The following is a 21453-nucleotide window of genomic DNA, read 5'->3' as shown; positions in this document are numbered from 1 at the left end:
GTGAGCCTTCCACATCGGCTCCGCCGCACGGGCCCGCGACCTGCGTGATCATGGCCGTGCCCGCCGGCCCGGCCTCACCGTGGTCGACTCGCTCGGCGGTCAGTCCGCGAGGACGGAGTAGGCGATCACGCCGCGCTTGAGCAGCCTGGCCGTCGTGCGGGCGGTGTCGCGCAGCTCCCTGTCGCCGGCCGCGTCGGCCACCTGGCCGCACAGGTCGAGCAGCTGCTTCATCCAGCGGACGAAGTCGCCGGCGGAGAGCCCGGTGACCATCAGGACGTCGTCGAGGTCGTCACCCTCGGCCCACCGCCACGCCGCCCAGGCGAACCCGACGTCGGGCTCGCGCAGGAAGTCGAGCCTGTGGTCGCGCTCGAGCGCGTCGAGCTGCCCCCACAGGCGCACCAGCTCGCCCAGCACCGGGCGGACCCGACCGCCCGGCATCTTGGGCGACGACGCGTCGTCGGCGCGACGCGCCTCGAAGACGAGCGCGGAGAGCACGGCTGCGAGCTCGGAGGGCGCCAGCTCGTCGAAGAGCCCGGCCCGGATCGCCTCCGCGGCGACCAGGTCCATGTCGGTGTAGATCCGTCGCAGGTGCGAGCCCTTCTCGGTGACCGTGTCGCCCTCGAGGTAGTCGAGCGCGGTGAGCACGTCGCAGACCCGGTCGAAGGTGCGCGCCACCGTGTTGGTGCGGTTCTCGACGCGGCGCTTGAGCGTCTCGGTGTCGCGCTGGAGCTTGAAGTAGCGCTCGGCCCAGCGGGCGTGGTCCTCGCGCTCGGGGCACTGGTGGCAGGGGTGCGCCTTGAGGTCGGCGCGCAGCCGTCCGATCTCGCGGTCGGTGGGGGTGTCGCTGAACGACTCGTGCTGCTTCGTACGCCGCGGCGCGGGCGCCTCGAAGGAGTCGGCCCGCGACCGGAGGGCGTTGGCGAGCTCGCGCCTCTGCCCGGGGTTGCGGCCGTTGAACGACTTGGGGATCCGCAGCCGGCCGATCGACTCGACGGGGACCGGGAAGTCCATCATCGCCAGGCGGCGCGCCTGCCGGTCGGCAGTCACCACGTAGGGCCGCGGCTCGTCGCCCGACGTGCCCGGGTCGATGACCACGGCCAGCCCGCTGAACTTCCCCGCCGGCACCTGGATGACGTCGCCGGGGCGCAGCCTGCCCAGGGAGGCGGCGGCCTCGCCGCGGCGGTCCTGGCGGCGCTCCCGCGCGGCGCCCTTCTCCAGCTCGGAGATGCGGCGCCGCAGGTCGGCGTACTCCATGAAGTCGCCGACGTGGCACGTGGCTGCCTCCCGGTAGCCCTCGAGCGCCTCCTCGGCCTTGTGCACCTGGCGGGCGAGCCCGACCACGGCCTTGTCGGCCTGGAACTGGGCGAAGGACTGCTCCAGCAGCTCGCGCGAGCGGGCGCGGCCGAACTGGTGCACGAGGTTGACGGCCATGTTGTAGGACGGCCGGAAGGACGAGCGGAGCGGATAGGTGCGCGTCGAGGCGAGGCCGGCGACCTCGCGCGGGTTCATCCCGGGCTGGTAGAGCACGACGCCGTGGCCCTCGATGTCGAGGCCGCGGCGTCCGGCCCGACCGGTCAGCTGGGTGTACTCCCCCGGCGTCAGGTCGGCGTGGGTCTCGCCGTTCCACTTCGACAGCTTCTCGATCACGACCGTGCGGGCGGGCATGTTGATGCCGAGCGCGAGGGTCTCGGTGGCGAAGACGACCTTGACCAGCCCCTCCTGGAAGAGCTCCTCGACCACCTGCTTGAACGCCGGCAGCAGGCCGGCGTGGTGGGCGGCGATGCCGCGGGTGAGCCCGTCGAGGAACTCGTGGTAGCCGAGGACGTGCAGGTCCTCCTCGGGCAGCGTGCGCGACGCCTCCTCGACGCGGGCGAAGATCTCGTCGCGCTCGGCGGCAGTGGTCAGGCGGGTGTTGGCCTGGACGAGCTGGGAGACCGCGGCGTCGCAGCCGGCGCGGCTGAAGATGAACATGATGGCGGGCAGCAGGCCCTCGCGGTCGAGCCGCTCGACGACGTCCACGCGGCTCGGGATCCACACGCGGCGCCCGTTGCCGACCGCGCGGGGGTTCTTGGACGAGCCCGGCTTGCCCTTGCGGGGCGAGCGCCGGTCGCGCATCAGGCGCGAGCTGGCCCAGTCGTCGCGGGCGATGCGGGTCAGCTCGTCGTTGACCGGTGCGCCCTCCTTGACGAAGCCCGCGCTCGCGTCGACGTCGGAGGAGGCGAAGAGGTCGAGCAGGCGCCGGCCCACCATGACGTGCTGGAACAGCGGGACAGGCCGCTTCTCCTCGAGGATCGTGGTGGTCTCCCCGCGCACCGTGGCCAGCCACTCGCCGAACTCCTCGGCGTTGGACACCGTCGCCGACAGCGACACCAGCGTGACGGACTCCGGCAGGTGGATGATCACCTCCTCCCAGACCGCGCCGCGCATCCGGTCGGCGAGGTAGTGGACCTCGTCCATGACCACGTAGCCGAGGCCGAGCAGGGTGCGGGAGCCGGCGTAGAGCATGTTGCGCAGCACCTCGGTGGTCATCACCACCACCGGGGCCTCGCCGTTGACGACGTTGTCGCCGGTGAGCAGGCCGACGTTGTCGGCGCCGTAGCGCCGCACCAGGTCGTGGTACTTCTGGTTGGACAGCGCCTTGATCGGGGTCGTGTAGAACGCCTTGCGCCCGGTCTGGAGCGCCAGGTGGATGGCGAACTCGCCGACGATGGTCTTGCCGGATCCGGTCGGCGCCGCGACGAGCACCCCACGACCGTCCTCGATCTCCCGGCAGGCGCGGACCTGGAAGTCGTCGAGCTCGAACCCGTAGAGGCCGGCGAAGTCCTTGAGCATCGGGTAGGGCTTCTGTCGCTGGAACGCCGAGTAGCGCTCGGCAGGTGACAGCTCCTCGTCAGGGGTGCTCATGCGATCACCTCCAGTGCACCGGGGACGCACTCCACCGTGAGCGGCAACGGGCCGAAGCGCTCACCGTCGGCGTACGCCACGATGCCGGGCGCCGCGATCGTCACCGTGCGCACCCGTCGGTGGACGTACTCCTGGACACCGTCGATGCGGCCGGTGAAGAGCCGTGGGTAGGAGCGCACCAGCTTGGGTTTGCTCATCCGGGTGATGACCACGACGTCGAGCAGACCATCGTCGAGCAAGGCACCCTCGGTGATCCGCAGCCCGCCACCGAACGAGGGGCCGTTGCCGACCGCGACGAGCATCGCGTCGTGCTCGACCGTCTCGTCGTCGAGCTGGAGGGTGTAGTGGAGGGGACGGAACGTGCGCAGCTCAGCGAGCGTGGCGAGGTTGTAGCGCATCTGGCCGCGGGGCCAGGTCATCGCGTTGGCGCGCTCGTTGACGATGGCGTCGAAGCCGGCGGCGAGGACGGTGACGAACCAGCGGTCGCCGCTGCGGGCGAGGTCGATCGTACGCCGGCGCGAGGCGATGATCCGGTCCGCGGCGGCCACCGGGTCGGTGCGCGGGAGGCCGAGGTAGCGGGCGACGTCGTTGCCGGTGCCGCTGGGGATGAGGCCGAGCGGCACGCCGGTGCCGGCGACCGCCTGCACGCCGAGGTGGACCAGGCCGTCACCGCCGCAGACCACCAGCGCCTCCACGCCGTCGGCGACGCACGCGCGAGCGAGGTCGGCGGCCTCGTCGGCGTCGCGACCCTCGAGGTTGCGCACCACGAACCCGCTCGCACGGAGCCGCAGCAGTGCCGCGTCGCGGTGCCGGGCCCCCTTGCCCCTGCCCGCCGTCGGGTTGGTCAGGAGTGCGATCTCTCGCCCACGCACAGGGTGGTCGGGCGCAGCCGGGTGGTGCATGGCGCGACCCTATCCCCCGGCACCGACCGCGCCACGGCGACCGGCCGCCCAGGAGGTTCGGGTCAGCCCAGCCGCAGCAGCGCGGCGTAGCGCTCGGCACGAGCGCCCACCGCGCGGGCGAGACGTCCCAGCGCGTCGAGGACGAGCTCGGGGCCGAACCGCGTGCCCGGGACCGCCAGGACCAGGCGGGAGTCGAGCTCACCGACCACGACCTGGCCATGGCGCCACGCCTGGTGCACCCGCAGCCGGGTCTCGTCGTCGACGACGGGGGCGGGGTAGGCCTCGTCGACGGCGAGGAGGTCGCACGCGATCGTCAGCCCGGCGTCGGGCTCCGCGGTCAGGCGTCCACGGACCAGGTGCCCGGTGCTCAGCCCGGCGCCGGCCCGCCAGACGACGTCGTGGGTGCCGAGCCACTCAGGCAGGTCGAACGGGTCGACGTCGATGATCGCGGCCTGCATGGGTCCACCCTGTCAGACCGGCACCGGCGGTCGGAGCGGTGGCGCTCAGATCGAGGAGAGCTCGTCGGGGCTCAGGCCGGCGTTGGGGTTGCGTCGCGCCCGACGCCGGTCGTTGAAGCGCGCGATCGCCTCGGAGGCGAAGAACAGCAGCACCATCGGCACCGCCATGAGGGTCATGGTGAAGGGGTCGGCCGAGGGCGTGGCGACGGCTGCGAAGATGAACGTGCCGATGACGATCCACGGGCGGTAGGCCTTCAGCGAGGCGCCCTTGACGACGCCGGCGAAGTTGAGCAGGACGACGAACACGGGGATGTTGAAGGCCAGGCCGAACACGAACAGGGTCCGCGTGAAGAACTGCAGGTAGTCGTTGAAGTCGATGAGGTTGGTGACCCCCTCGGGGTTGAACCCGATCAGGACTTCCAGCGCGACCGGCAGCGTCAGGTAGCCGAGGGCGATGCCGGCGAGGAACAGCGGCCCGGCGATGGCGACGAAGATCCGGCTCATCTTCCGCTCCTGCGCGTAGAGCCCGGGCAGGACGAAGGCCCAGATCTGGTAGAGCCAGTAGGGCGCCGTGACGATCGCTGACGCGAAGCCGCACAGCGTCAGCCAGAGCAGCAGGCCGGCACCGGCACCGCTCGTGGTGGCGGTCGTGGTGCCCTCGGGCAGCTTGGCCCGCGCGTCGTCGTAGGGGCCGTAGACCAGGTCCAGCAGCGCGTGCCTGAAGACCAGTGCGACCGCCAGGGCGATCACGAACACCAGGAGGCAGCGCAGCAGCCGTGCACGGAACTCCCGGAAGTGGTCCGAGAGGGCCATCCGTCCGTCGGGGCCGACGTCGTGGTGGGGCCGGCCCTTGAACAGGCCGACGAGACCGGCGATCCTCACGCTCGTCGCGGCTCCGGGTCAGGCGGTGGTGTCGTCGCGACGCTCGCGGAGCACCTCGCCCGAGGTGTCGCTGCGGGCGTCGCCGGCAGCCTGCTCCCGAGCCTCGATCTCGCGCTGCTCGGTGGTCTTCTGGTCGTCGTCCTCGTCGCGGAGACCCTTGGTCTCCGTCTTGAAGATGCGCAGCGCCTGGCCCGAGCTGCGTGCGAGGTCGGGGAGCTTGGCGGCACCGAACACGAGCACGACGATCGCCAGGATCACCAGCCACTCGAGACCCTGCGGCATGCCGATCATGGGACTGAACATGGGCGTCACTCCGTCATTCCTGGGGGTTGGGGGTGGGCGTGATTCGCTGGTCGCGACGAGTCTACGCCGTCGTCCTCGTAGCGGCTGAGCGCCTCGCGTGCGGAGGCCGTGAACGACTCGGCGTACGCGTCGGGGGCCAGCAGCGTGGCGTGGGGGGCCAGTCGCAGCAGGAGGGACGTCACCCACTCCTCGCTGGCCACCTCGAGGTCGACGTCGACGGTGTCGCCGGGGCCGGGACGCTGGCCGGTGACCGGGTAGTACTCGACGACCCAGCGCGCCGGCGGCGCGAGCCGGAGCGTCACCGTCGTCGTCTCCGCGTCGGTGAACCACCCGCCCGTGAGGTCGCGGGCCCGGGCGCCGGGGTCGGCGACGGAGGTCTCCAGCTCCGTGGCGGCGACGATGCGGTCCACCCGGAACGCCCGGTCGCCGCCGGCCGTGTGGCACCAGGCGTCGAGGTAGAGCAGGTCCTCGACCCGGGCCAGGCCGCGCGGGTCGACGACGCGCGCCGACTGCCGGTCGCGCGAGGGGACGTGGTAGGTGATCTCGACCTGGTGGCCGTGGGCGATCGCCGACTCGAGGACCGGCACGACCGCGCTGGTCTCGAGCGGGGTGGGCGTGACGTGCAGGCGCAGGAGCTCCTCGCCGTCGTGCCCGGCCGCCTCCTCCAGCTTGGCCAGCGTGCGCGCGATGACCTCGCGCGCCTCGGCCGGTGCCGTGTCGACCATGGTGCGGAGCGCCACCACCAGCGCCGTCGCCTCGGCCGGCGAGAAGCGCACGGGTCGGGCGAGGTAGTCGGCGTTGTCGACCCGGATGACGCGGTCACCCTCCAGCGCATCGAGGTCGACCTCGATGAGGTCGCCGGGCAGGCCCGGGGACAGCCCCGTCATGAAGAGCAGCCGCAGGTCGCGCTCGATCTGCTCGGCGTCGGTGCCGAAGTGCGCGGCCGCGTCGTCGAGGCGCACCTCCCCGCGCGCGAGGAGGTAGGGCACGAGCGCGAGCAGGCGTGCGACCTGGTCGGGTGCGGTGTCGGCCTGGTTGGTCATCGGTCCTCCCCCGCCGTGGCGACGACGGCACGCAGGCGGGCCACCACGTCGTCGCGCAGGGACTCGGGTGCCTCGACCACGACGTCGGGGCCGTAGGTCAGGACCTCGTCGGAGAGCTCGTGGACGGTTCCCTCGACCACGACGGCGTCCCAGCCGGGGCGCTCCGCGATCGGGACGACGGACTCGGCCCTGCGCCGCAGGCCGATGCCGGTGCCCTGGCGGACCCGGACCCGGGCGCGTACGGAGGGGAACGACGGCGAGAGCCGCCGGGCGACGGCACGCACGTCGGTGCCCGCGGGCACGTCGTACGCCGCCGACCGGCCGGTGGCGCGCACCGGGCCGACGATGCGTGACAGGCGGAAGACGCGCTCCGCGCCACGGTCGACGTCGAGGCCGACGACGTACCAGCGTCCGGACGACCGGGCCAGGCCCCAGGGCTGGAGGCGGCGCGTGGTGGGCGCCGTCTCGTCGGCCCGCTGGTAGGGGAAGCTCACCTGGCGCCGCTTGCCGACGGCGTCCCAGAGCGGCTCGAAGGCCGGCTCGTCGGCGGTGATGGCCGGGGCGACGACCTCCAGCCGGGACGGGTCGATCTCGACCCCCTGGCCCTTGAGCTTGGCCAGCGCGCGTCCGGTCGCCTTGGCGAGCGTGGCGTGCTGCCAGACCTGCGCGGCCAGGCCCAGCACCGCGGCCTCGTCGGGTTCGAAGCGGATCTCGGGCAGCGAGGTCTGCTCGGTCGGGATGCGGTAGCCGATCTCGTCGTCGAAGAACGCGTCGGCGCTGCCGACCTCAATCACGGCGCCGATCTGGCGCAGCGCGTCCTTGTCGCGCTCGAAGGCGCGCTCGAACGCCTCGTCACCGGCGGGTCCGCGGGCGTGCTCGGGATAGCACGCCTCGCGGATCGCGTCCTTGCCGATGAACCGCTTGGCGCCGAGCAGCAGGATGTGCAGGTTCATCAGCCGTTCTGCCCGTGGCTGGACCATGCGCCTCTCCCTGCCTCTCCCCGTGCGCCCGACCGGTCAGCTCACTTGGCGCCGAGGATGTCGACGACGAAGAACAGCGTGTCGGTGCCCTTGATGCCGGCCTGCTCGTTGCCCTGCTTGCCGTAGCCGTCGGCCGGCGGGATCTCGAGGATCACCCGCGAGCCGACCGTACGACCGACCAGGCGCTCGTCCCACCCGGTGATGACCTGGCCGACGCCGATCGGGAACTCGGCCGGCTCCCCGCTGTAGGACTCGTCGAAGGGCTCCTCGGCGTTGTAGACCTGACCGAGGTAGTCGACTGTGAGGGTCTGGCCGGACTTCACCTTGGGGCCGTCGCCCTTGACCAGGGTGGTGGCGATCAGCTTGCCGGTCGGCGTGTGGGCGGTGCTGAAGTCGAGGCCGGTGATGACACCGTCCTCCTCGATGAGGGTGGGCGCCCAGCCGGCGGGCTTCTTGTCCTCGCCCTGCGGGCCGTCGAGGGGCGGAACGGTCTCGGCGGTGCCCATGATGTCGACGACGATGAGGACGGCGTCGCGGTTGCCGATGCCGATGTCGGGACGACCGCCCTCGCCGAAGGCGTCCTCGGCGGAGGTGAGCAGCACGATGCGGTCACCGACCTGGTTGCCGATCAGCGTCTCCCGTAGGAACGGGAGCGTGTCGTCGGCCATCTCGACGGACTGGGGCCCGGTCTCGTAGGTGCTCTGCGCCTGCTCCTCGGTGAAGCCGTTGCCGACCCACCAGTCGACCGACACGGTGTCGCCGTCGGCGACCTCGTCGCCGTCGCCCTCGACGAGGACCTCGGTCTCGGCCTTCGAGCCGTCGAGGCGACCGTCGAAGGTGACCTTGGGCTCCTCGCCCTGCTTGCCCTCGATGGTGACCGAGCTGAGCGGCGCGCCGCCCTCGTCGGCGTCGCTGGAGTCGGAGCCACACGCGGCGAGTCCAAGCAGGCTGAGGGCGAGGACACCGCTGAGGGCAGCGGAACGTACACGAGACACTGGTTCACCTTGTTCGTTCGGTCGGCGTTGCCCGGTCACCCTATCCAGCAACCCCCACCCGTCCGGGCACGACACCGCCTGACGAGTCGTCAGTGCGCGGGTCACATGCCGTCGATGAGTCGCTGCACCCGCTCGTCGTAGGCCTTGAACGGGTCCTTGCAGAGCACCGTGCGCTGCGCCTGGTCGTTGAGCTTGAGGTGCACCCAGTCGACGGTGAAGTCGCGGCGCCTCTCCTGGGCCTTCCTGATGAACTCGCCGCGCAGCCGCGCGCGGGTGTTCTGCGGAGGGACGCTCTTGGCCTCGAAGATCTTGAGGTCGCTGCTCACGCGGGCGACCGCGCCGCGCTTCTCGAGCAGGTAGTAGAGACCGCGGCCGCGGTGGATGTCGTGGTAGGCGAGGTCGAGCTGGGCGATGCGCGCGTCGCCGAGCGACAGGCCGTGCTTGGCGCGGTAGCGCTCGATGAGCTTGAGCTTGATGACCCAGTCGATCTCGCGGTCGATCAGGCCGAGGTCGTCGGACTCGACGGCCTTGAGCCCGCGCTCCCACAGGTCGAGGGCGCGCTCAATGGTGGGGGTGGAGATCTGGCGGCGGTCGACGAAGTCGCGGGCCTTGCCGAGGTACTCGGCCTGGATCTCCAGCGCGCTAGCCTCGCGGCCGTTGGCCAGACGCACCTTGCGGCGCCCGGTCGGGTCGTGGCTGATCTCGCGGATCGCGCGGATCGGGTTCTCCATCGTGAGGTCGCGCATCACCACGCCCTCCTCGATCATCCGCAGCACGAGGTCGCAGGACGCCACCTTGAGCATCGTGGTCGTCTCGCTCATGTTGGAGTCGCCCACGATCACGTGCAGGCGGCGGAACCGCTCGGCGTCGGCGTGCGGCTCGTCGCGCGTGTTGATGATCGGGCGGCTGCGGGTGGTGGCGCTGCTGACGCCCTCCCAGATGTGCTCGGCACGCTGGCTCACGCTGTAGGAGGCCCCGCGCGGCGTCATCACGACCTTGCCGGCCCCGACGACGATCTGGCGGGTCACCAGGAACGGGATGAGGATGTCGGCCAGCCGGCTGAACTCCCCCGCCCGGCCGACGAGGTAGTTCTCGTGGCAGCCGTAGGAGTTGCCGGCGGAGTCGGTGTTGTTCTTGAACAGGTAGATGTCGCCGGCGATGCCCTCCTCGTGCAGGCGCGCCTCGGCGTCGAGGAGCAGCCCCTCGAGGATCCGCTCCCCCGCCTTGTCGTGCGTGACGAGGTCGACGATGTCGTCGCACTCGGGGGTCGCGTACTCGGGGTGGCTGCCGACGTCGAGGTAGAGCCGGGCGCCGTTGCGGAGGAAGACGTTGGACGAGCGGCCCCAGCTGACGACCTTGCGGAACAGATAGCGGGCGACCTCGTCGGGGCTCAGTCGGCGCTGCCCCTTGAACGTGCACGTGACGCCGTACTCGTTCTCGATGCCGAAGATCCGCCGGTCCATGTCCCCACACTAGGACCGGGGGCCACGTCCGCGCGGCACTCCGCACCGAAACTTGGCGAGCCTGCCTAGGTTGCGGGCATGGACCAGTCCTCGCGCGAGCGATCCGTCGACTCGCCGGCACTCACGACGACCGACGTCGCCCTGGCCGTGGCCACCGGCCTGGTCACCGCCTGCCTCCCGACGCAGCGGTGGTCACCCACCGCCCGGTGGGGGCTCCACGGAGGAATGGGCGCACTGGCAGCCGGTGCGGCCGTCCTCGCGCTCCGCCACCCCGAGCGGTTCGGCGGGCCCGAGCAGCGACAGGAGCCTCCGGTCGACGTCGGTCCTGCGGCCGGCGCCGCGATCGCGCTCGCCTTCGGTGCGCTCGTGACCGGGGTGAGTCGCGGCGGTGAGGCCGCCGACGGGTGGACGGAGCGCACGCTGGCCGCACGGGGCGTACGCCGCCCGCGGGCGTGGATGGGTGTCGTGGCCGCGGGCGCCTCGCTCGCGATGAGCCTCGCCGACAACAGGCGGCGACGTCTCACGCTTGACGTCGCCTCCCCGGGCGGGTGAGCGTTCCTCCATGGGACCCCGCCACCTCGTCGCGACGGTCCTGGTCGAACCGGGCACCGTGGAGGACCTCGAGCTGAGGGTCATGACCGACGACCTCTGGTTGTGGTCGGTCAGGACGGCGCCCGTGGTGGTCGACGGGACGCGGCTGGAGTTCCAGCTCCGTCGGCGCCTGGTCGAGCAGCGGCGCGGGGCGTGGGACGACGCAGCCGACTGGACCCCGGCGTGGATCGGCTTCGGCGCCGCGTGGCACGAGTTCGGACCTGACGGTGACGTACGCCCGGCGGGGCCGCTCCCCTGGGCAGCGCACCAGCGGCTGTGGTGCGCGCTGGACGAGTTCGGTCCGTTGGTGCGCTACCGGCGCCGGCTCACGGGGATCCCGACGGTGCCGACGCCCGGGTGGCCGGGGCTCCACCTCCGCTGAGTCGTCGCACCCGCGGTCCGGGGAGCGAGCCCGCGCCGCCCGGGGACTCCCAGCTCGAGCGGGGAGTCCGCCACTTCGTGGGGTGTACGACCCCCTCCAGGTGTCGGACTTCCCCCACCCAGCAGGCGCGGGACCCCGCCGGCACGCGACGGTCAGATCTTGCCGGGCTCCGCGGGCGGCGGCGTGCCCGGTGCCGGGGGTTGGGGTGCCGGCGGCTGGGGTGCCGGCGGGCGCGGCTCGCCGGGGGCGGCCGGGTCGGTCGGCTCGGTCGGCCGGTCGGCGGGCGGGGCCACCGGGGGCGCGACCGGAGGCGCGACGGGAGGAGCCACCGCCGGCGATCCCGGCTCCCCGGTGACCGGGTCCTCGAGGGGCGGCGTCGCGCCCGAGACCTGGTCGGTCGGGTCGCTCGGGTCATCCTGGCCGGAGTGGCGCGGCCCCGACCCGGCGAGCGCGTCCTCCGGGGACGCCTCGTCCGCGCGCTCGTCCCCGCGGGCCCCGAGGACCTCGGCGAGCCGCGCCGCGCGCAGCCGCAGGAACTTGCGCGGCTGCGTACGGGTGCGGTCCAGGACGGCGACCTCGAGGTCGCGGACCGGGATCACCCGGTCCTCGGAGTCGCTGTGGCCGAGGGCGGCGACCGCGACCCGCAGGGCGTCGTCGAGGGAGGCCCCGGCGACGTAGTGCTCGGCCAGGTGCCCGGCCACGACGTCGGCTGCTCCCCCCATCACGGCGTAGCCGTGCTCGTCGGCGACCTGGCCGTCGTAGGTGAGGCGGTAGAGCTGGTCGTCCTCGGGGGCGTCGCCGATCTCGGCGACGAAGATCTCGACCTCGTAGGGCTTCTCGCCGCCCGAGGAGAAGATCGTGCCGAGCGTCTGGGCATAGGCGTTGGCGAGGCCGCGGCCGGTGACGTCGCGCCGGTCGTAGGCGTAGCCGCGCATGTCGGCGAGGCGTACGCCTGCGATGCGGAGGTTCTCGAACTCGTTGTAGCGACCGACCGCCGCGAAGGCGATCCGGTCGTAGATCTCGCTGACCTTGTGCAGCGCCTGGGACGGGTTCTCCGAGACGAACAGGATCCCGTCGGCGTACTGGACGGCGATCACCGAGCGCCCGCGCGCGATGCCCTTGCGCGCGAAGTCGGCCCGGTCCTTCATCAGCTGTTCGGGGGAGACGTAGAACGGCATGCTCATGGGAAGTGCGTCCTATCTCGGATCAGGTCAGGGCCGCGGCCGGGCCGTCGGGGCGTTCCATGCGGGAGGCGAGGATGCGGTCGGCGATCGCGGCCACCTCGTCGTCGGGCATCCGGCGCCCGCCGTCGGCGGTGATCACCTGGACGACGGGGAAGATCCGGCGGGTGATGTCGGGGCCACCGGTGGCGGAGTCGTCGTCGGCGGCGTCGTAGAGGGCCTGCACGATGGCGGTGACCGCCTCCTCGACGTCGAAGTCGTCGCGGTAGAGCTTCTTGAGCGAGCCGCGGGCGAACAGCGAGCCCGAGCCCACCGAGTGGAAGGCAGTCTCCTCGTAGCGACCGCCGGTCACGTCGTAGCTGAAGATCCGGCCCTGGTCGGCGGTGAGGTCGTAGCCGGCGAAGAGCGGCACCACCGCGAGGCCCTGCATGGCCATGCCGAGGTTGGCGCGGATGAGGGCCGCGAGCCGGTTGGCCTTGCCGTCCATCGACAGCGTGGTGCCCTCGATCTTCTCGTAGTGCTCGAGCTCGGTCTGGAAGAGCCGCACCATCTCGACCGCGAGCCCCGCGGTGCCGGCGATGCCGACCACGGAGTACTCGTCGGCGGGGAAGACCTTCTGGATGTCGCGCTGGGCGATGATGTTGCCCATCGTCGCGCGACGGTCGCCCGCCATCACGACACCGCCGTCGAAGGTCGCCGCGACGATCGTGGTGCCGTGCGGGGCCAGGTCGCCGGCGCTGCCGGCGGGCACGGCACGGCGGGAGGGGAGCAGGTCAGGGGCCTCGGCGCCGAGGAAGTCGGCGAAGCTGGAGGTGCCGGGCGTCATGAACGACGCGGGGAGGCGGGAGTCTCCCATGCGGGCTACTCGCCGCCCTTCTGGATGAACGACTTCACGAAGTCCTCGGCGTTGGTCTCGAGCACCTCGTCGATCTCGTCGAGGATCGCGTCGACGTCCTCGTCGATCATCTCCTTGCGCTCGGCGACGTCGGTATCGACGACCTCCTCGGTCGCCGTCTCCTCCTGCGAGGACTTGCGCGGCTGCTTCTGCTCCTGGGCCATGCCTCGACCCTATCCACTCCCACCGACGCCACAAGGACGTTCACCGTCGGCGGACGGGTGTTTCCTCGATCAGCGGGTGATCGCCGCGACCAGCGCCTGGGCGGTGTCGCAGCGGTCGATCAGCTGGCCGACGTGGGCGCGGGTGCCGCGGAGCGGGTCGATGGTCGGCACCCGTTGGAGCGACTCGCGGCCCGGAAGGTCGAAGATGACCGAGTCCCACGACGCGGCGGCGACCGCGTCGGCGTACTTGTCGAGGCACCGGCCGCGGAAGTAGGCACGCGTGTCGACCGGCGGGTCGTGCATGGCGGCCTCGATGGTGGCGTCGTCGAGGAGGCGTTCGATCCGCCCGGCGGCCGCGAGGCGGTGGTAGAGGCCCTTGTCGGGGCGTACGTCGGCGTACTGCAGGTCGATGAGGTGCAGCTTGGCGTCGTCCCAGCCGAGGCCGTCACGGTCGCGGTACTGCTGGAGCAGCTTGAGCTTGGCGACCCAGTCGAGCTCGGTCGCGCACTCCATCGGATCCCGCTCGAGCCGCGTCAGCACCGACTCCCAGCGCGCCAGCACGTCGACGGTCTGGTCGTCGGCGTCGGAGCCGTAGCGGTCCTCGACGTACTTGCGGGCGAGGTCGAGGTACTCGAGCTGCAGCTGCACCGCGGTCAGGCGCCGCCCGTCGCGGAGCGTGACGAGGTGCCGCAGCGTCGGGTCGTGCGAGACGTCGCGCAGTGCCTTGACCGCTCCCTCGACGCTCAGGTCACGGTCGATGAAGCCGTCCTCGATCATCGCCAGCACGAGGGCGGTGGTGCCGGTCTTGAGGTAGATCGACACCTCGGCGAGGTTGGCGTCGCCCAGGATCACGTGGAGGCGCCGATAGACCGCGGGATCGGCGTGCGGCTCGTCGCGGGTGTTGATGATCGGGCGCTTGAGCGTCGTCTCGAGGCCGACCTCGACCTCGAAGTAGTCGGAGCGCTGGCTGATCTGGAAGCCGCGGTCGGCCGTGGTGTCCCGGCCGTCCTGCCCGATGCCGACCCGGCCGGCCCCGGTGACGACCTGGCGCGAGACGAAGAACGGGGTCAGGTGGCGCACGATCTCGGCGAACTGGGTCGAGCGCCGCATGAGGTAGTTCTCGTGGGCGCCGTAGGAGGCACCCTTGTTGTCGGTGTTGTTCTTGTAGAGCAGGATCGGCGTGCTGCCGGGCACCTGGGCGGCCATCCGCGAGGCGTCCAGCATCACCTGCTCCCCCGCCTTCTCCCACCGCACCACGTCGAGCGGCGTGGTGACCTCGGGCGAGGAGTACTCGGGGTGGGCGTGGTCGACGTAGAGCCGGGCGCCGTTGGTGAGGATGACGTTGGCCAGGCCGAGGTCCTCGTCGGTCAGCTGGCTCGGGTCCGCGATCTGGCGGGCCATGTCGAAGCCGCGGGCGTCGCGCAGCGGCGACTCCTCCTCGAAGTCCCAGCGGGCCCGCCGGGCGCGCGCGGTCGAGCTGGCGTACGCGTTGACGATCTGCGAGGACGCGACCATCGGGTTGGCCGACGGTTGTCCCTGCACCGAGATCCCGTACTCGACCTCCGTGCCCATCACACGTCGTACGCTCATGCCATGAGCCTACGGGTGTGGGACGAGCGGGTGCTGCCGCGACTGACCGACCTGAGCCTGCGCGGCCACGAGATCGGCGAGCTGCGCAAGCCCACGTGTGCCGGCCTGGTCGGGCGGGTGCTGGAGATCGGGTTCGGCAGCGGGCTGAACATCCGCTGGTACCCATCGGCCGTGACGTCGGTGACCGCGATCGAACCGTCCGACGCGGCCTGGGAGATCTCGGCGAAGCGACGTGCGCGCACCCGCCTGCCGATCGAGCGGGCCGGTCTCGACGGCCAGCGCCTGGACCTGCCGGACGACTCCCACGACAGCGCAATGGTGACGTTCAGCCTCTGCACGATCCCCGACCCGCTCCTCGCGCTGCGGGAGGCTCGACGGGTGGTGCGCGACGGCGGTCGCCTGCACGTGCTCGAGCACGGAGTGGCGCCCGAGGAGTCCGTACGCCGCTGGCAGCGCCGGCTCGAACCGGTCCAGCGCACCGTCGCCGGAGGCTGCCACCTCACGCGCGACATCCCGGCCCTCGTCGAGGGCGCGGGATGGCGCGTGCAGGAGCTGGAGCAGGCGTACTTCCCCGGGCCCGGCATCGCCCGCCCGTGGACGTACGGCTACCGGCTGGTGGCCGGCTGAAGGTGGTGGTGCTCGGTCAGCGTCCGCGACGGAGGAAGCCGGCGAGGAAGAGCACGATGACGACGATGACGACGATGATCAGAATGGTTCGCATCTGCTCAACCTAGTGCCCCGAGGGCCGCTGGCAACCCCTCCTGAGGGGTGTCGCGGCTAGGGGTTGCGGGACTGCCAGGCGTGGGCGAGGTTCACGCCGACGATGCCGGCCAGGGTGACGAGCAGGGCGAGGAACTGGCCGTTGACGCCCAGCGCGATGCTGATCGGGATGAAGGCCACCAGCGAGACGATGCCGAGCGCGAGCTGGCGGCCGCCCGCGTCGCCGACGGCTGACGTACGCCGCTGCGCCAGCGCGACATGGTCGGCCACCCGGCGGTCGACGGCCCGCTCGATCCGCTCGGCGAAACCCTCCACCAGCTCGGCGTCGTAGCGGGCGCCGAGCTCGCGCCTGGCCTCCAGAGCGGCTTCGATGTCGCGGTGCCCCAGGTCCTCCTCCCGGTCCACCAACGCCTCACAGGTACTGGCCGGTGTTGGACACCGTGTCGATCGAGCGCCCGGGCTCGGTGCCCTGCTTGCCGGTGATGAGGGTGCGGATGAACACGATGCGCTCACCCTTCTTTCCCGAGATCCGCGCCCAGTCGTCCGGGTTGGTGGTGTTGGGCAGGTCCTCGTTCTCCTTGAACTCGTCCACGCACGCCTGGAGCATGTGCTGGACCCGGAGACCCCGCTGGGCGGGGTTGAGGTCGCTGTCGAGGAAGTCCTTGATGGCCATCTTCTTGGCGCGGTCGACGATGTTCTGGATCATCGCGCCGGAGTTGAAGTCCTTGAAGTAGAGGACCTCCTTGTCGCCGTTGGCGTAGGTGACCTCGAGGAACCGGTTCTCCTCCGACTCGGTGTACATCCGCTCGACCGTCGCACGGATCATCGCGTTGACCGTCGCCATGCGGTCCTGGCCGAACTCGGCCAGGTCGTCGGCGTGCAGCGGGAGGGTCGGGGTGAGGTACTTGGAGAAGATGTCGCGGGCCGACTCCGCGTCGGGGCGCTCGATCTTGATCTTCACGTCGAGGCGTCCCGGACGCAGGATGGCGGGGTCGATCATGTCCTCGCGGTTGGAGGCACCGATCACGAGCACGTTCTCCAGCGCCTCGACGCCGTCGATCTCGCTGAGGAGCTGCGGCACGATCGTGTTCTCGACGTCGGAGGACACACCGGACCCGCGGGTGCGGAACAGCGAGTCCATCTCGTCGAAGAACACGATGACCGGCGTGCCCAGCGAGGCCTTCTCGCGGGCCCGCTGGAAGACCAGGCGGATGTGCCGCTCGGTCTCGCCGACGTACTTGTTGAGCAGCTCGGGGCCCTTGATGTTGAGGAAGTAGGACTTCCCGGAGGCTCCGGTCCTCTCGGCGACCTTCTTGGCCAGCGAGTTGGCGACCGCCTTGGCGATCAGGGTCTTGCCGCAGCCGGGCGGGCCGTAGAGCAGCACGCCCTTGGGCGGCTTGAGCTCGTGGTCCTTGAACAGCTCCGGGTGGAGGTAGGGCAGCTCGACGGCGTCGCGGATCGCGTCGATCTGCGTGGCGAGGCCGCCGATCTGGGTGTAGTCGATGTCGGGCACCTCCTCCAGGACGAGCTCCTCGACCTCGGACTTCGGCACGACCTCGTAGACGTAGCCCGCCCGGGTGTCGAGCAGCAGCGAGTCGCCGGCGCGGATGGTGACGTCCTCGGCGCACAGCGGCTCGGCGAGGCGTACGACGCGCTCCTCGTCGGCGTTGGCGATGACCAGCGCCCGCTCGCCGTCGGCGAGGATCTCCTTGAGCATCACGACCTCGCCGACCTGCTCGAAGTCGAGCGCGGCGACGACGTTGAGCGCCTCGTTGAGCATGACCTCCTGGCCGCGCACGAGTGCGTCGAGCTCGACCGCCGGGCTCACGCTGACGCGCAGCTTGCGGCCCCCGGTGAACACGTCGACCGAGTCGTCCTCGTTGCGGGCGAGGAAGGTGCCGAAGCCCGCCGGCGGCTGCGCCAGCCGGTCGACCTCCTCCTTCAGCGTGGTGATCTGGTCGCGGGCGTCGCGCAGCGTCTGCGCGAGTCGCTCGTTCTGCCCGGAGACCGCCGCCAGCGACCGCTGCGCGTCGGCCAGGCGGCTCTCCAGCCCGAGGGCGTGGCCGGGCACATCCTCGAGGCGGCGGCGCAGGTCGGTGACCTCTGCCTCCAGGTAGCGCACCTGAGTGGCAAGTTGCTCGCGTGTCGGCTCAGACATCTCGCACCTCCTGTCCAGTGACACTACCCATGGATCCATGGGACGGAAGGGGTTGTCTCGCCGTGTCGATCACCGTTTGGCAACGACGTGTTCGTCGCCTCGACGGCCGGCGTTCGTCAGCCGGCGTCGTTGAGCCGTCGGATCGCTGCGAGCTCCTCGTCGCTGAAGGCGCCCGACGCCTCGAGCACCTGCTGCAGCACGGCCGTCTTGCCGGCGATGTAGGTGTCGATGTCCATGCCGGGGTCCGCGGCGAGCGCACGCTTGACCGAGTCGTACGCCTCGCGCAGGTCGGCACGACGTCGCAGCACGTCGCGCACGGCGAGGTGGTTGCGCACGTTCGCGGTGCCCGCCGTGCACACGTAGACGTTGCGCCGGGGCTCGCCGGGCGCGTGGAACGCCTCGCGCCCGGTGACACCGAGGTCGCCGCGGTGGACGTAGCCGACCGACTCCAGCGCGGCCACGGCCGCCTCGACCTCCGACGACTCGACGATGACGTCGACGTCGAGGATCGGCTTGGCGGCCAGCCCGCGCACCGACGTCGACCCGACGTGCTCGACCCGGGCGGACCGCACGTCGGCGAGGGCGCGCGTGAGGACGGTGGCGACCTCCTCGAACTGCTCGGCCCAGCGCGGCGACCAGTCGACGACCTCGATCACGCGTCGGCGTCGGGCTGCTCGTGCGGGGGCACGTCCGCCGGGCGCGGCCCGGTGTAGTCGGGTCCGTACGCGCCGGGTGCGGGACGTCGCGTCTTGCGGGGCGGCTTCTCCCCCGGCGCCATCCGCCTCGCGGTGACGAGGAACGCCGTGTGGCCGATCATCTTGTGGCCGGGCCGCACGGCCAGGCCCTCGACGTGCCAGTCGCGGACCAGGGACTCCCACGGCTGCGGCTCGGTGAAGCCTCCGTGGGCGCGCAGGGTCTCCACCACGCGCGACAGCTGGGTGGTCGTGGCGACGTAGGCGCAGACGATGCCGCCGGGCACCAGCGCGTCGGCGACGACGTCGACGCAGTTCCACGGGTCGAGCATGTCGAGGATGATCCGGTCGACCTGCGCGCCCAGCGCAGGCAGGCCCTGCTTGAGGTCGCCGAGCCGCAGGTCCCACGCGGGGTGGGTGCTGCCCTCGGGCGCGGAGAAGAACTGGTGGACGTTGCGGCGGGCGACGTCGGCGAACTCCTCGCGCAGCTCGAAGGACGTCAGCCGCCCCCACGGACCGACGGCGCGCAGGAGCGAGCAGGTCAGTGCGCCGGAGCCAGCGCCCGCCTCGACCACGCGTGCCCCGGGGTAGATGTCGGCCAGGGCGACGATCTGCGCGGCGTCCTTGGGGTAGACGACGGCCGCGCCGCGGGGCATCGAGACGACGAACTCGTTGAGGAGCGGTCGGAACACGAGGTACTGGCCGCCGGCCGACGAGGTCACGGTGAAGCCCTCGTCGCGCCCGATCATCTCGTCGTGGTCGAGGTGGCCCTTGTTGGAGAAGAACCGCTTGCCGGCGACGAGCTCGAAGTTGTGCTTGCGACCCTTCTGGTCGGTCAGCCGCACCCACTCCCCCTCGCGCAGGGGGCCGCGGTGGACGCCGGACCAGGCCTCGGCGGGGACGTCGGGAGAAGGCTCGGACATGGCGCGAACCCTAGTGCGCGAAGGGCCGATCCACTCAGCCGACGAGGCTCAGCGGCGGGCGTTCTCGCGGAAGGCGCGGTCCACGTCGGCGGTCGACAACACCCCGTAGATCGTCCCGTCGGCCTCGACGAGGAGGTACTCCTCCGCGGGACGGCGACTGATGGCGAGGATCAGGTCCTCCCCGGCCACCGTGGCGGGCAGGGTCAACCCCTCCTCGAGCGTGCGGGCGACGGAGGAGACCGCCACCCACGGCCGGCGGTCCGCCGGCATCGCGGTCACCGCGGCCTCGCTCACGATGCCGGCGGGCGAGCCGTCGGCATCGACCGTGACGATGCTGCCGGCACCGGCCTCCTGCGCCCGGCGTACGGCCTCCGCCAGCGGCAGGTCCTCGGGGACGGTGAGCGTACGCCGGGCGAGCGGCCGTGCGACCAGCGCGGGCAGCCGCTCGCGGATCCGGGCGTGGGCCATCGCGGCCGTCGCTCCGGTCCACAGGAAGAGCCCGAGGATGAACACCAGGACGAGGTCGAGGATCGTCGGCTGCTGGCCGGTCAGCGGCTCCATCACCACGGGCCACGCGAGCAGCGCCAGCGCCGTGATCCGCCCGCCCCACCCGGCGACGATGCTGCCGCGGTGCTGGTTGCCGGAGGCGCCCCAGACCGCGGCCTTGAGGACGCGGCCGCCGTCGAGCGGGAGGCCGGGCACGAGGTTGAGGACGCCGATGATGAGGTTGGCGCCGGCGAGACCCCCCAGGGCGAGCCGCACGAGGCCGTCGGGGACCACGAACCAGAGCGCCCCGGCGGCCAGGCCGACCGCGATGGACGTCAGCGGCCCCACGACGGCGATCCAGAACTCGTGGCGCGGACGTCTGGACTGTCCGTCGATCTCGGTCATCCCGCCGAGGAAGTGCAGGGTGATCGAGTTGACGCCGTAGCCCAGGCGCTGGGCCACGACCGCGTGGGAGGCCTCGTGGAGGAGGACGGAGAGGTAGAGCACGACCGCGAAGACGAAGCCCGCGACGTACTTCCAGAACCCCAGACCGGGCTGGGCGTCCTCGATGCGCGGGGCGAACGTGAGCGAGATCAGCAGGGCGACGATGAACCACGAGCTCGTGACCAGCACGTCGATGCCAGCGATCGAGCCGATCCGCAGGGTGCCGGGTGCGCGCTTGGGAGGGCGCGAACGCCCCTCGACGGGGGCTGGATCGGTGGGCTCGGGCACACCTCGACCCTAACGAACCGCGCCCACAGCGGCTGCGGGCAGGAGCGGCGCCCGGCCGGTGTCGTACGGCTCCCCTAGGGTGACGGCGTCATGTCGATCACCGCTCCAGAGCCTGCCCCCGACCCGCTCCCGTCCCCCGCCGAGCGGGTCTCCACCCCGGTCGACGGCGTCGACGTGCTCGGCGCGCTGTCACCGAGCCGGGCGGGCGACTTCATGACCTGCCCCCTGATGTACCGCTACCGCACGATCGACCGCCTGCCCGAGGCCCCCTCCCCCGATGCCGCCCGGGGCACGCTGGTGCACAAGGTGCTGGAGGACCTCTTCGACCTGCCGGCGCCGGAGCGTACGCCCGAGCGAGCCGCCGACATGCTCGCGCCTGCGTGGGACGCCATCCTCGAGGTCGAGCCCGCCCTCACCGAGATGTTCGGCGAGGACGGTCCCGACGTCGCGGCCTGGATGGCCTCGTGCCGCACCGTGCTCGAGCGCTACTTCGACCTCGAGGACCCGCGCCGCCTCGAGCCGGCCGAGCGCGAGCTCTACGTCGAGTCGCTCCTGGAGTCCAGGCTGCTCCTGCGGGGTTTCGTCGACCGGATCGACGTGGCCCCGGACGGACGCATCCGCATCACCGACTACAAGAGCGGCCGCAGCCCTGCCGCGGGGTTCGAGGCCAAGGCCCTGTTCCAGATGAAGTTCTACGCCCTGGTCGTCTGGCGCCTGCGCGGCATCGTGCCGTCGGTGCTCCAGCTGATCTACCTCGGCAACGGCGAGATCGTCCGCTATGAGCCCGACGAGCAGGACCTGCTCGCGACCGAGCGCAAGGTCGAGGCGCTCTGGCGTGCGATCACGCTCGCCCAGGCGACCGGCGACTGGCGACCCAGCCCGTCGCGGCTGTGCGACTGGTGCTCGTTCCACGAGTACTGCCCGACCAAGGGCGGCACCGTCCCGCCCCTCCCCGAGCCTGTGGTGCCCGTCGCAGACGCCTCGGTCGACGAGTCGGCCGACTGACCCT

22 protein-coding genes are annotated in these 21453 nt (G+C 71.6%); 4 read left to right on the top strand and 18 right to left on the bottom strand.

The window, feature by feature from the left end; translation table 11 throughout:
• Window positions 1-99: 99 nt before the first annotated feature.
• From AC57BS_RS20005 to pafA, 9 genes are all read right to left on the bottom strand, one after another.
• The gene (locus AC57BS_RS20005; RefSeq protein WP_496413197.1) at window positions 100-2904 is read right to left on the bottom strand and encodes a DEAD/DEAH box helicase; all 2805 of its coding nucleotides are present in this window, start codon (window positions 2902-2904) and stop codon (window positions 100-102) included.
• Window positions 2901-3806 (bottom strand): diacylglycerol kinase, encoded by a 906-nt coding sequence (locus AC57BS_RS20000; protein ID WP_496413196.1) that lies wholly within the window; start codon window positions 3804-3806, stop codon window positions 2901-2903. Before AC57BS_RS20000 ends, AC57BS_RS20005 begins: the two co-directional genes overlap by 4 nt.
• A 62-nt stretch (window positions 3807-3868) precedes the next feature.
• The gene (locus tag AC57BS_RS19995; protein WP_496413195.1) at window positions 3869-4264 is read right to left on the bottom strand and encodes a hypothetical protein; all 396 of its coding nucleotides are present in this window, start codon (window positions 4262-4264) and stop codon (window positions 3869-3871) included.
• Window positions 4265-4309: 45 nt separating this feature from the next.
• The gene (gene tatC, locus AC57BS_RS19990) at window positions 4310-5146 is read right to left on the bottom strand and encodes a twin-arginine translocase subunit TatC (protein ID WP_496413194.1); all 837 of its coding nucleotides are present in this window, start codon (window positions 5144-5146) and stop codon (window positions 4310-4312) included.
• An 18-nt stretch (window positions 5147-5164) separates the two neighbouring features.
• Window positions 5165-5449, bottom strand: coding sequence for a Sec-independent protein translocase subunit TatA (locus AC57BS_RS19985; protein ID WP_496413193.1), 285 nt, complete (start codon window positions 5447-5449; stop codon window positions 5165-5167).
• 5 nt (window positions 5450-5454) lie between these two features.
• Window positions 5455-6492, bottom strand: a complete 1038-nt coding sequence (locus AC57BS_RS19980; protein ID WP_496413192.1) for a helix-turn-helix transcriptional regulator — start codon at window positions 6490-6492, stop codon at window positions 5455-5457.
• Window positions 6489-7472: a helix-turn-helix transcriptional regulator gene (locus AC57BS_RS19975; protein WP_496413191.1), complete on the bottom strand. Its 984-nt coding sequence runs from the start codon at window positions 7470-7472 to the stop codon at window positions 6489-6491. The genes AC57BS_RS19980 and AC57BS_RS19975 overlap by 4 nt, the downstream gene beginning before the upstream one ends.
• A gap of 41 nt (window positions 7473-7513) precedes the next feature.
• Complete coding sequence (locus AC57BS_RS19970; protein WP_496413190.1) at window positions 7514-8467, bottom strand: FKBP-type peptidyl-prolyl cis-trans isomerase; 954 nt, start codon at window positions 8465-8467, stop codon at window positions 7514-7516.
• A gap of 101 nt (window positions 8468-8568) precedes the next feature.
• Window positions 8569-9930: a Pup--protein ligase gene (pafA, locus tag AC57BS_RS19965; RefSeq protein ID WP_496413189.1), complete on the bottom strand. Its 1362-nt coding sequence runs from the start codon at window positions 9928-9930 to the stop codon at window positions 8569-8571.
• Window positions 9931-10008: 78 nt separating this feature from the next.
• Between pafA and AC57BS_RS19960 the strand changes: the two genes are divergently transcribed.
• Together AC57BS_RS19960 and AC57BS_RS19955 are read left to right on the top strand one after the other, a co-directional pair.
• A complete protein-coding gene (locus AC57BS_RS19960; RefSeq protein WP_496413188.1) occupies window positions 10009-10482 on the top strand; it encodes a hypothetical protein in 474 nt (157 codons plus the stop codon).
• Window positions 10483-10492: 10 nt separating this feature from the next.
• Complete coding sequence (locus AC57BS_RS19955) at window positions 10493-10903, top strand: hypothetical protein (protein ID WP_496413187.1); 411 nt, start codon at window positions 10493-10495, stop codon at window positions 10901-10903.
• A gap of 152 nt (window positions 10904-11055) precedes the next feature.
• Here the strand turns inward: AC57BS_RS19955 and prcA are convergent, their stop codons facing one another.
• The 4 genes from prcA to dop all read right to left on the bottom strand — a co-directional run bounded on the left by prcA (window position 11056) and on the right by dop (window position 14733).
• A complete protein-coding gene (gene prcA, locus AC57BS_RS19950) occupies window positions 11056-12087 on the bottom strand; it encodes a proteasome subunit alpha (RefSeq protein ID WP_496413186.1) in 1032 nt (343 codons plus the stop codon).
• A gap of 22 nt (window positions 12088-12109) precedes the next feature.
• Entirely contained in the window at window positions 12110-12940 is an 831-nt protein-coding gene (gene prcB, locus AC57BS_RS19945) for a proteasome subunit beta (RefSeq protein ID WP_496413185.1), read from the bottom strand.
• A 5-nt stretch (window positions 12941-12945) separates the two neighbouring features.
• Window positions 12946-13143 carry a ubiquitin-like protein Pup gene (locus AC57BS_RS19940; RefSeq protein ID WP_496413184.1) on the bottom strand — a complete coding sequence of 66 codons (198 nt, stop codon included), beginning with the start codon at window positions 13141-13143 and terminating at the stop codon, window positions 12946-12948.
• A gap of 69 nt (window positions 13144-13212) precedes the next feature.
• Complete coding sequence (gene dop / locus AC57BS_RS19935; protein WP_496413183.1) at window positions 13213-14733, bottom strand: depupylase/deamidase Dop; 1521 nt, start codon at window positions 14731-14733, stop codon at window positions 13213-13215.
• 3 nt (window positions 14734-14736) lie between these two features.
• Here dop and AC57BS_RS19930 point away from each other — a divergent pair, with 3 nt between their 5' ends.
• Window positions 14737-15360, top strand: coding sequence for a class I SAM-dependent methyltransferase (locus AC57BS_RS19930; protein WP_496413182.1), 624 nt, complete (start codon window positions 14737-14739; stop codon window positions 15358-15360).
• 150 nt (window positions 15361-15510) lie between these two features.
• On the opposite strand, the gene AC57BS_RS19925 is transcribed toward AC57BS_RS19930, so the two are convergent.
• From AC57BS_RS19925 to AC57BS_RS19905, 5 genes are all read right to left on the bottom strand, one after another.
• Window positions 15511-15858, bottom strand: a complete 348-nt coding sequence (locus AC57BS_RS19925) for a hypothetical protein (RefSeq protein ID WP_496413181.1) — start codon at window positions 15856-15858, stop codon at window positions 15511-15513.
• A 7-nt stretch (window positions 15859-15865) separates the two neighbouring features.
• A complete protein-coding gene (gene arc / locus AC57BS_RS19920; RefSeq protein WP_496413180.1) occupies window positions 15866-17611 on the bottom strand; it encodes a proteasome ATPase in 1746 nt (581 codons plus the stop codon).
• A 116-nt stretch (window positions 17612-17727) separates the two neighbouring features.
• Window positions 17728-18267, bottom strand: a complete 540-nt coding sequence (locus AC57BS_RS19915; protein ID WP_496413179.1) for a GrpB family protein — start codon at window positions 18265-18267, stop codon at window positions 17728-17730.
• Window positions 18264-19226 carry a tRNA (adenine-N1)-methyltransferase gene (locus tag AC57BS_RS19910; RefSeq protein ID WP_496413178.1) on the bottom strand — a complete coding sequence of 321 codons (963 nt, stop codon included), beginning with the start codon at window positions 19224-19226 and terminating at the stop codon, window positions 18264-18266. The genes AC57BS_RS19915 and AC57BS_RS19910 overlap by 4 nt, the downstream gene beginning before the upstream one ends.
• Before the next feature lie 48 nt (window positions 19227-19274).
• Window positions 19275-20444, bottom strand: coding sequence for a site-2 protease family protein (locus AC57BS_RS19905; RefSeq protein ID WP_496413177.1), 1170 nt, complete (start codon window positions 20442-20444; stop codon window positions 19275-19277).
• Window positions 20445-20534: 90 nt separating this feature from the next.
• On the opposite strand from AC57BS_RS19905, the gene AC57BS_RS19900 reads away from it, so the two are divergent.
• Window positions 20535-21449 carry a RecB family exonuclease gene (locus AC57BS_RS19900; RefSeq protein WP_496413176.1) on the top strand — a complete coding sequence of 305 codons (915 nt, stop codon included), beginning with the start codon at window positions 20535-20537 and terminating at the stop codon, window positions 21447-21449.
• Window positions 21450-21453: the final 4 nt, after the last annotated feature.

It is taken from the genome of Nocardioides sp. BGA-UO-ETr-FS32, assembly GCF_059567905.1.
Note: the sequence above shows the minus strand (reverse complement) of the source record. Positions and strands in the feature narration are given on the sequence as shown.

What these genes read in the sequence shown, in the direction of transcription:
- AC57BS_RS20005 (WP_496413197.1), bottom strand. Translation starts at nt 2,904, where the DNA reads ATGAGCACCCCTGACGAGGAGCTGTCACCTGCCGAGCGCTACTCGGCG.
- AC57BS_RS20000 (WP_496413196.1), bottom strand. Translation starts at nt 3,806, where the DNA reads ATGCACCACCCGGCTGCGCCCGACCACCCTGTGCGTGGGCGAGAGATC.
- AC57BS_RS19995 (WP_496413195.1), bottom strand. Translation starts at nt 4,264, where the DNA reads ATGCAGGCCGCGATCATCGACGTCGACCCGTTCGACCTGCCTGAGTGG.
- AC57BS_RS19985 (WP_496413193.1), bottom strand. Translation starts at nt 5,449, where the DNA reads ATGTTCAGTCCCATGATCGGCATGCCGCAGGGTCTCGAGTGGCTGGTG.
- AC57BS_RS19980 (WP_496413192.1), bottom strand. Translation starts at nt 6,492, where the DNA reads ATGACCAACCAGGCCGACACCGCACCCGACCAGGTCGCACGCCTGCTC.
- AC57BS_RS19975 (WP_496413191.1), bottom strand. Translation starts at nt 7,472, where the DNA reads ATGGTCCAGCCACGGGCAGAACGGCTGATGAACCTGCACATCCTGCTG.
- pafA (WP_496413189.1), bottom strand. Translation starts at nt 9,930, where the DNA reads ATGGACCGGCGGATCTTCGGCATCGAGAACGAGTACGGCGTCACGTGC.
- AC57BS_RS19960 (WP_496413188.1), top strand. Translation starts at nt 10,009, where the DNA reads ATGGACCAGTCCTCGCGCGAGCGATCCGTCGACTCGCCGGCACTCACG.
- AC57BS_RS19955 (WP_496413187.1), top strand. Translation starts at nt 10,493, where the DNA reads ATGGGACCCCGCCACCTCGTCGCGACGGTCCTGGTCGAACCGGGCACC.
- prcA (WP_496413186.1), bottom strand. Translation starts at nt 12,087, where the DNA reads ATGAGCATGCCGTTCTACGTCTCCCCCGAACAGCTGATGAAGGACCGG.
- prcB (WP_496413185.1), bottom strand. Translation starts at nt 12,940, where the DNA reads ATGGGAGACTCCCGCCTCCCCGCGTCGTTCATGACGCCCGGCACCTCC.
- AC57BS_RS19940 (WP_496413184.1), bottom strand. Translation starts at nt 13,143, where the DNA reads ATGGCCCAGGAGCAGAAGCAGCCGCGCAAGTCCTCGCAGGAGGAGACG.
- dop (WP_496413183.1), bottom strand. Translation starts at nt 14,733, where the DNA reads ATGAGCGTACGACGTGTGATGGGCACGGAGGTCGAGTACGGGATCTCG.
- AC57BS_RS19930 (WP_496413182.1), top strand. Translation starts at nt 14,737, where the DNA reads ATGAGCCTACGGGTGTGGGACGAGCGGGTGCTGCCGCGACTGACCGAC.
- arc (WP_496413180.1), bottom strand. Translation starts at nt 17,611, where the DNA reads ATGTCTGAGCCGACACGCGAGCAACTTGCCACTCAGGTGCGCTACCTG.
- AC57BS_RS19910 (WP_496413178.1), bottom strand. Translation starts at nt 19,226, where the DNA reads ATGTCCGAGCCTTCTCCCGACGTCCCCGCCGAGGCCTGGTCCGGCGTC.
- AC57BS_RS19900 (WP_496413176.1), top strand. Translation starts at nt 20,535, where the DNA reads ATGTCGATCACCGCTCCAGAGCCTGCCCCCGACCCGCTCCCGTCCCCC.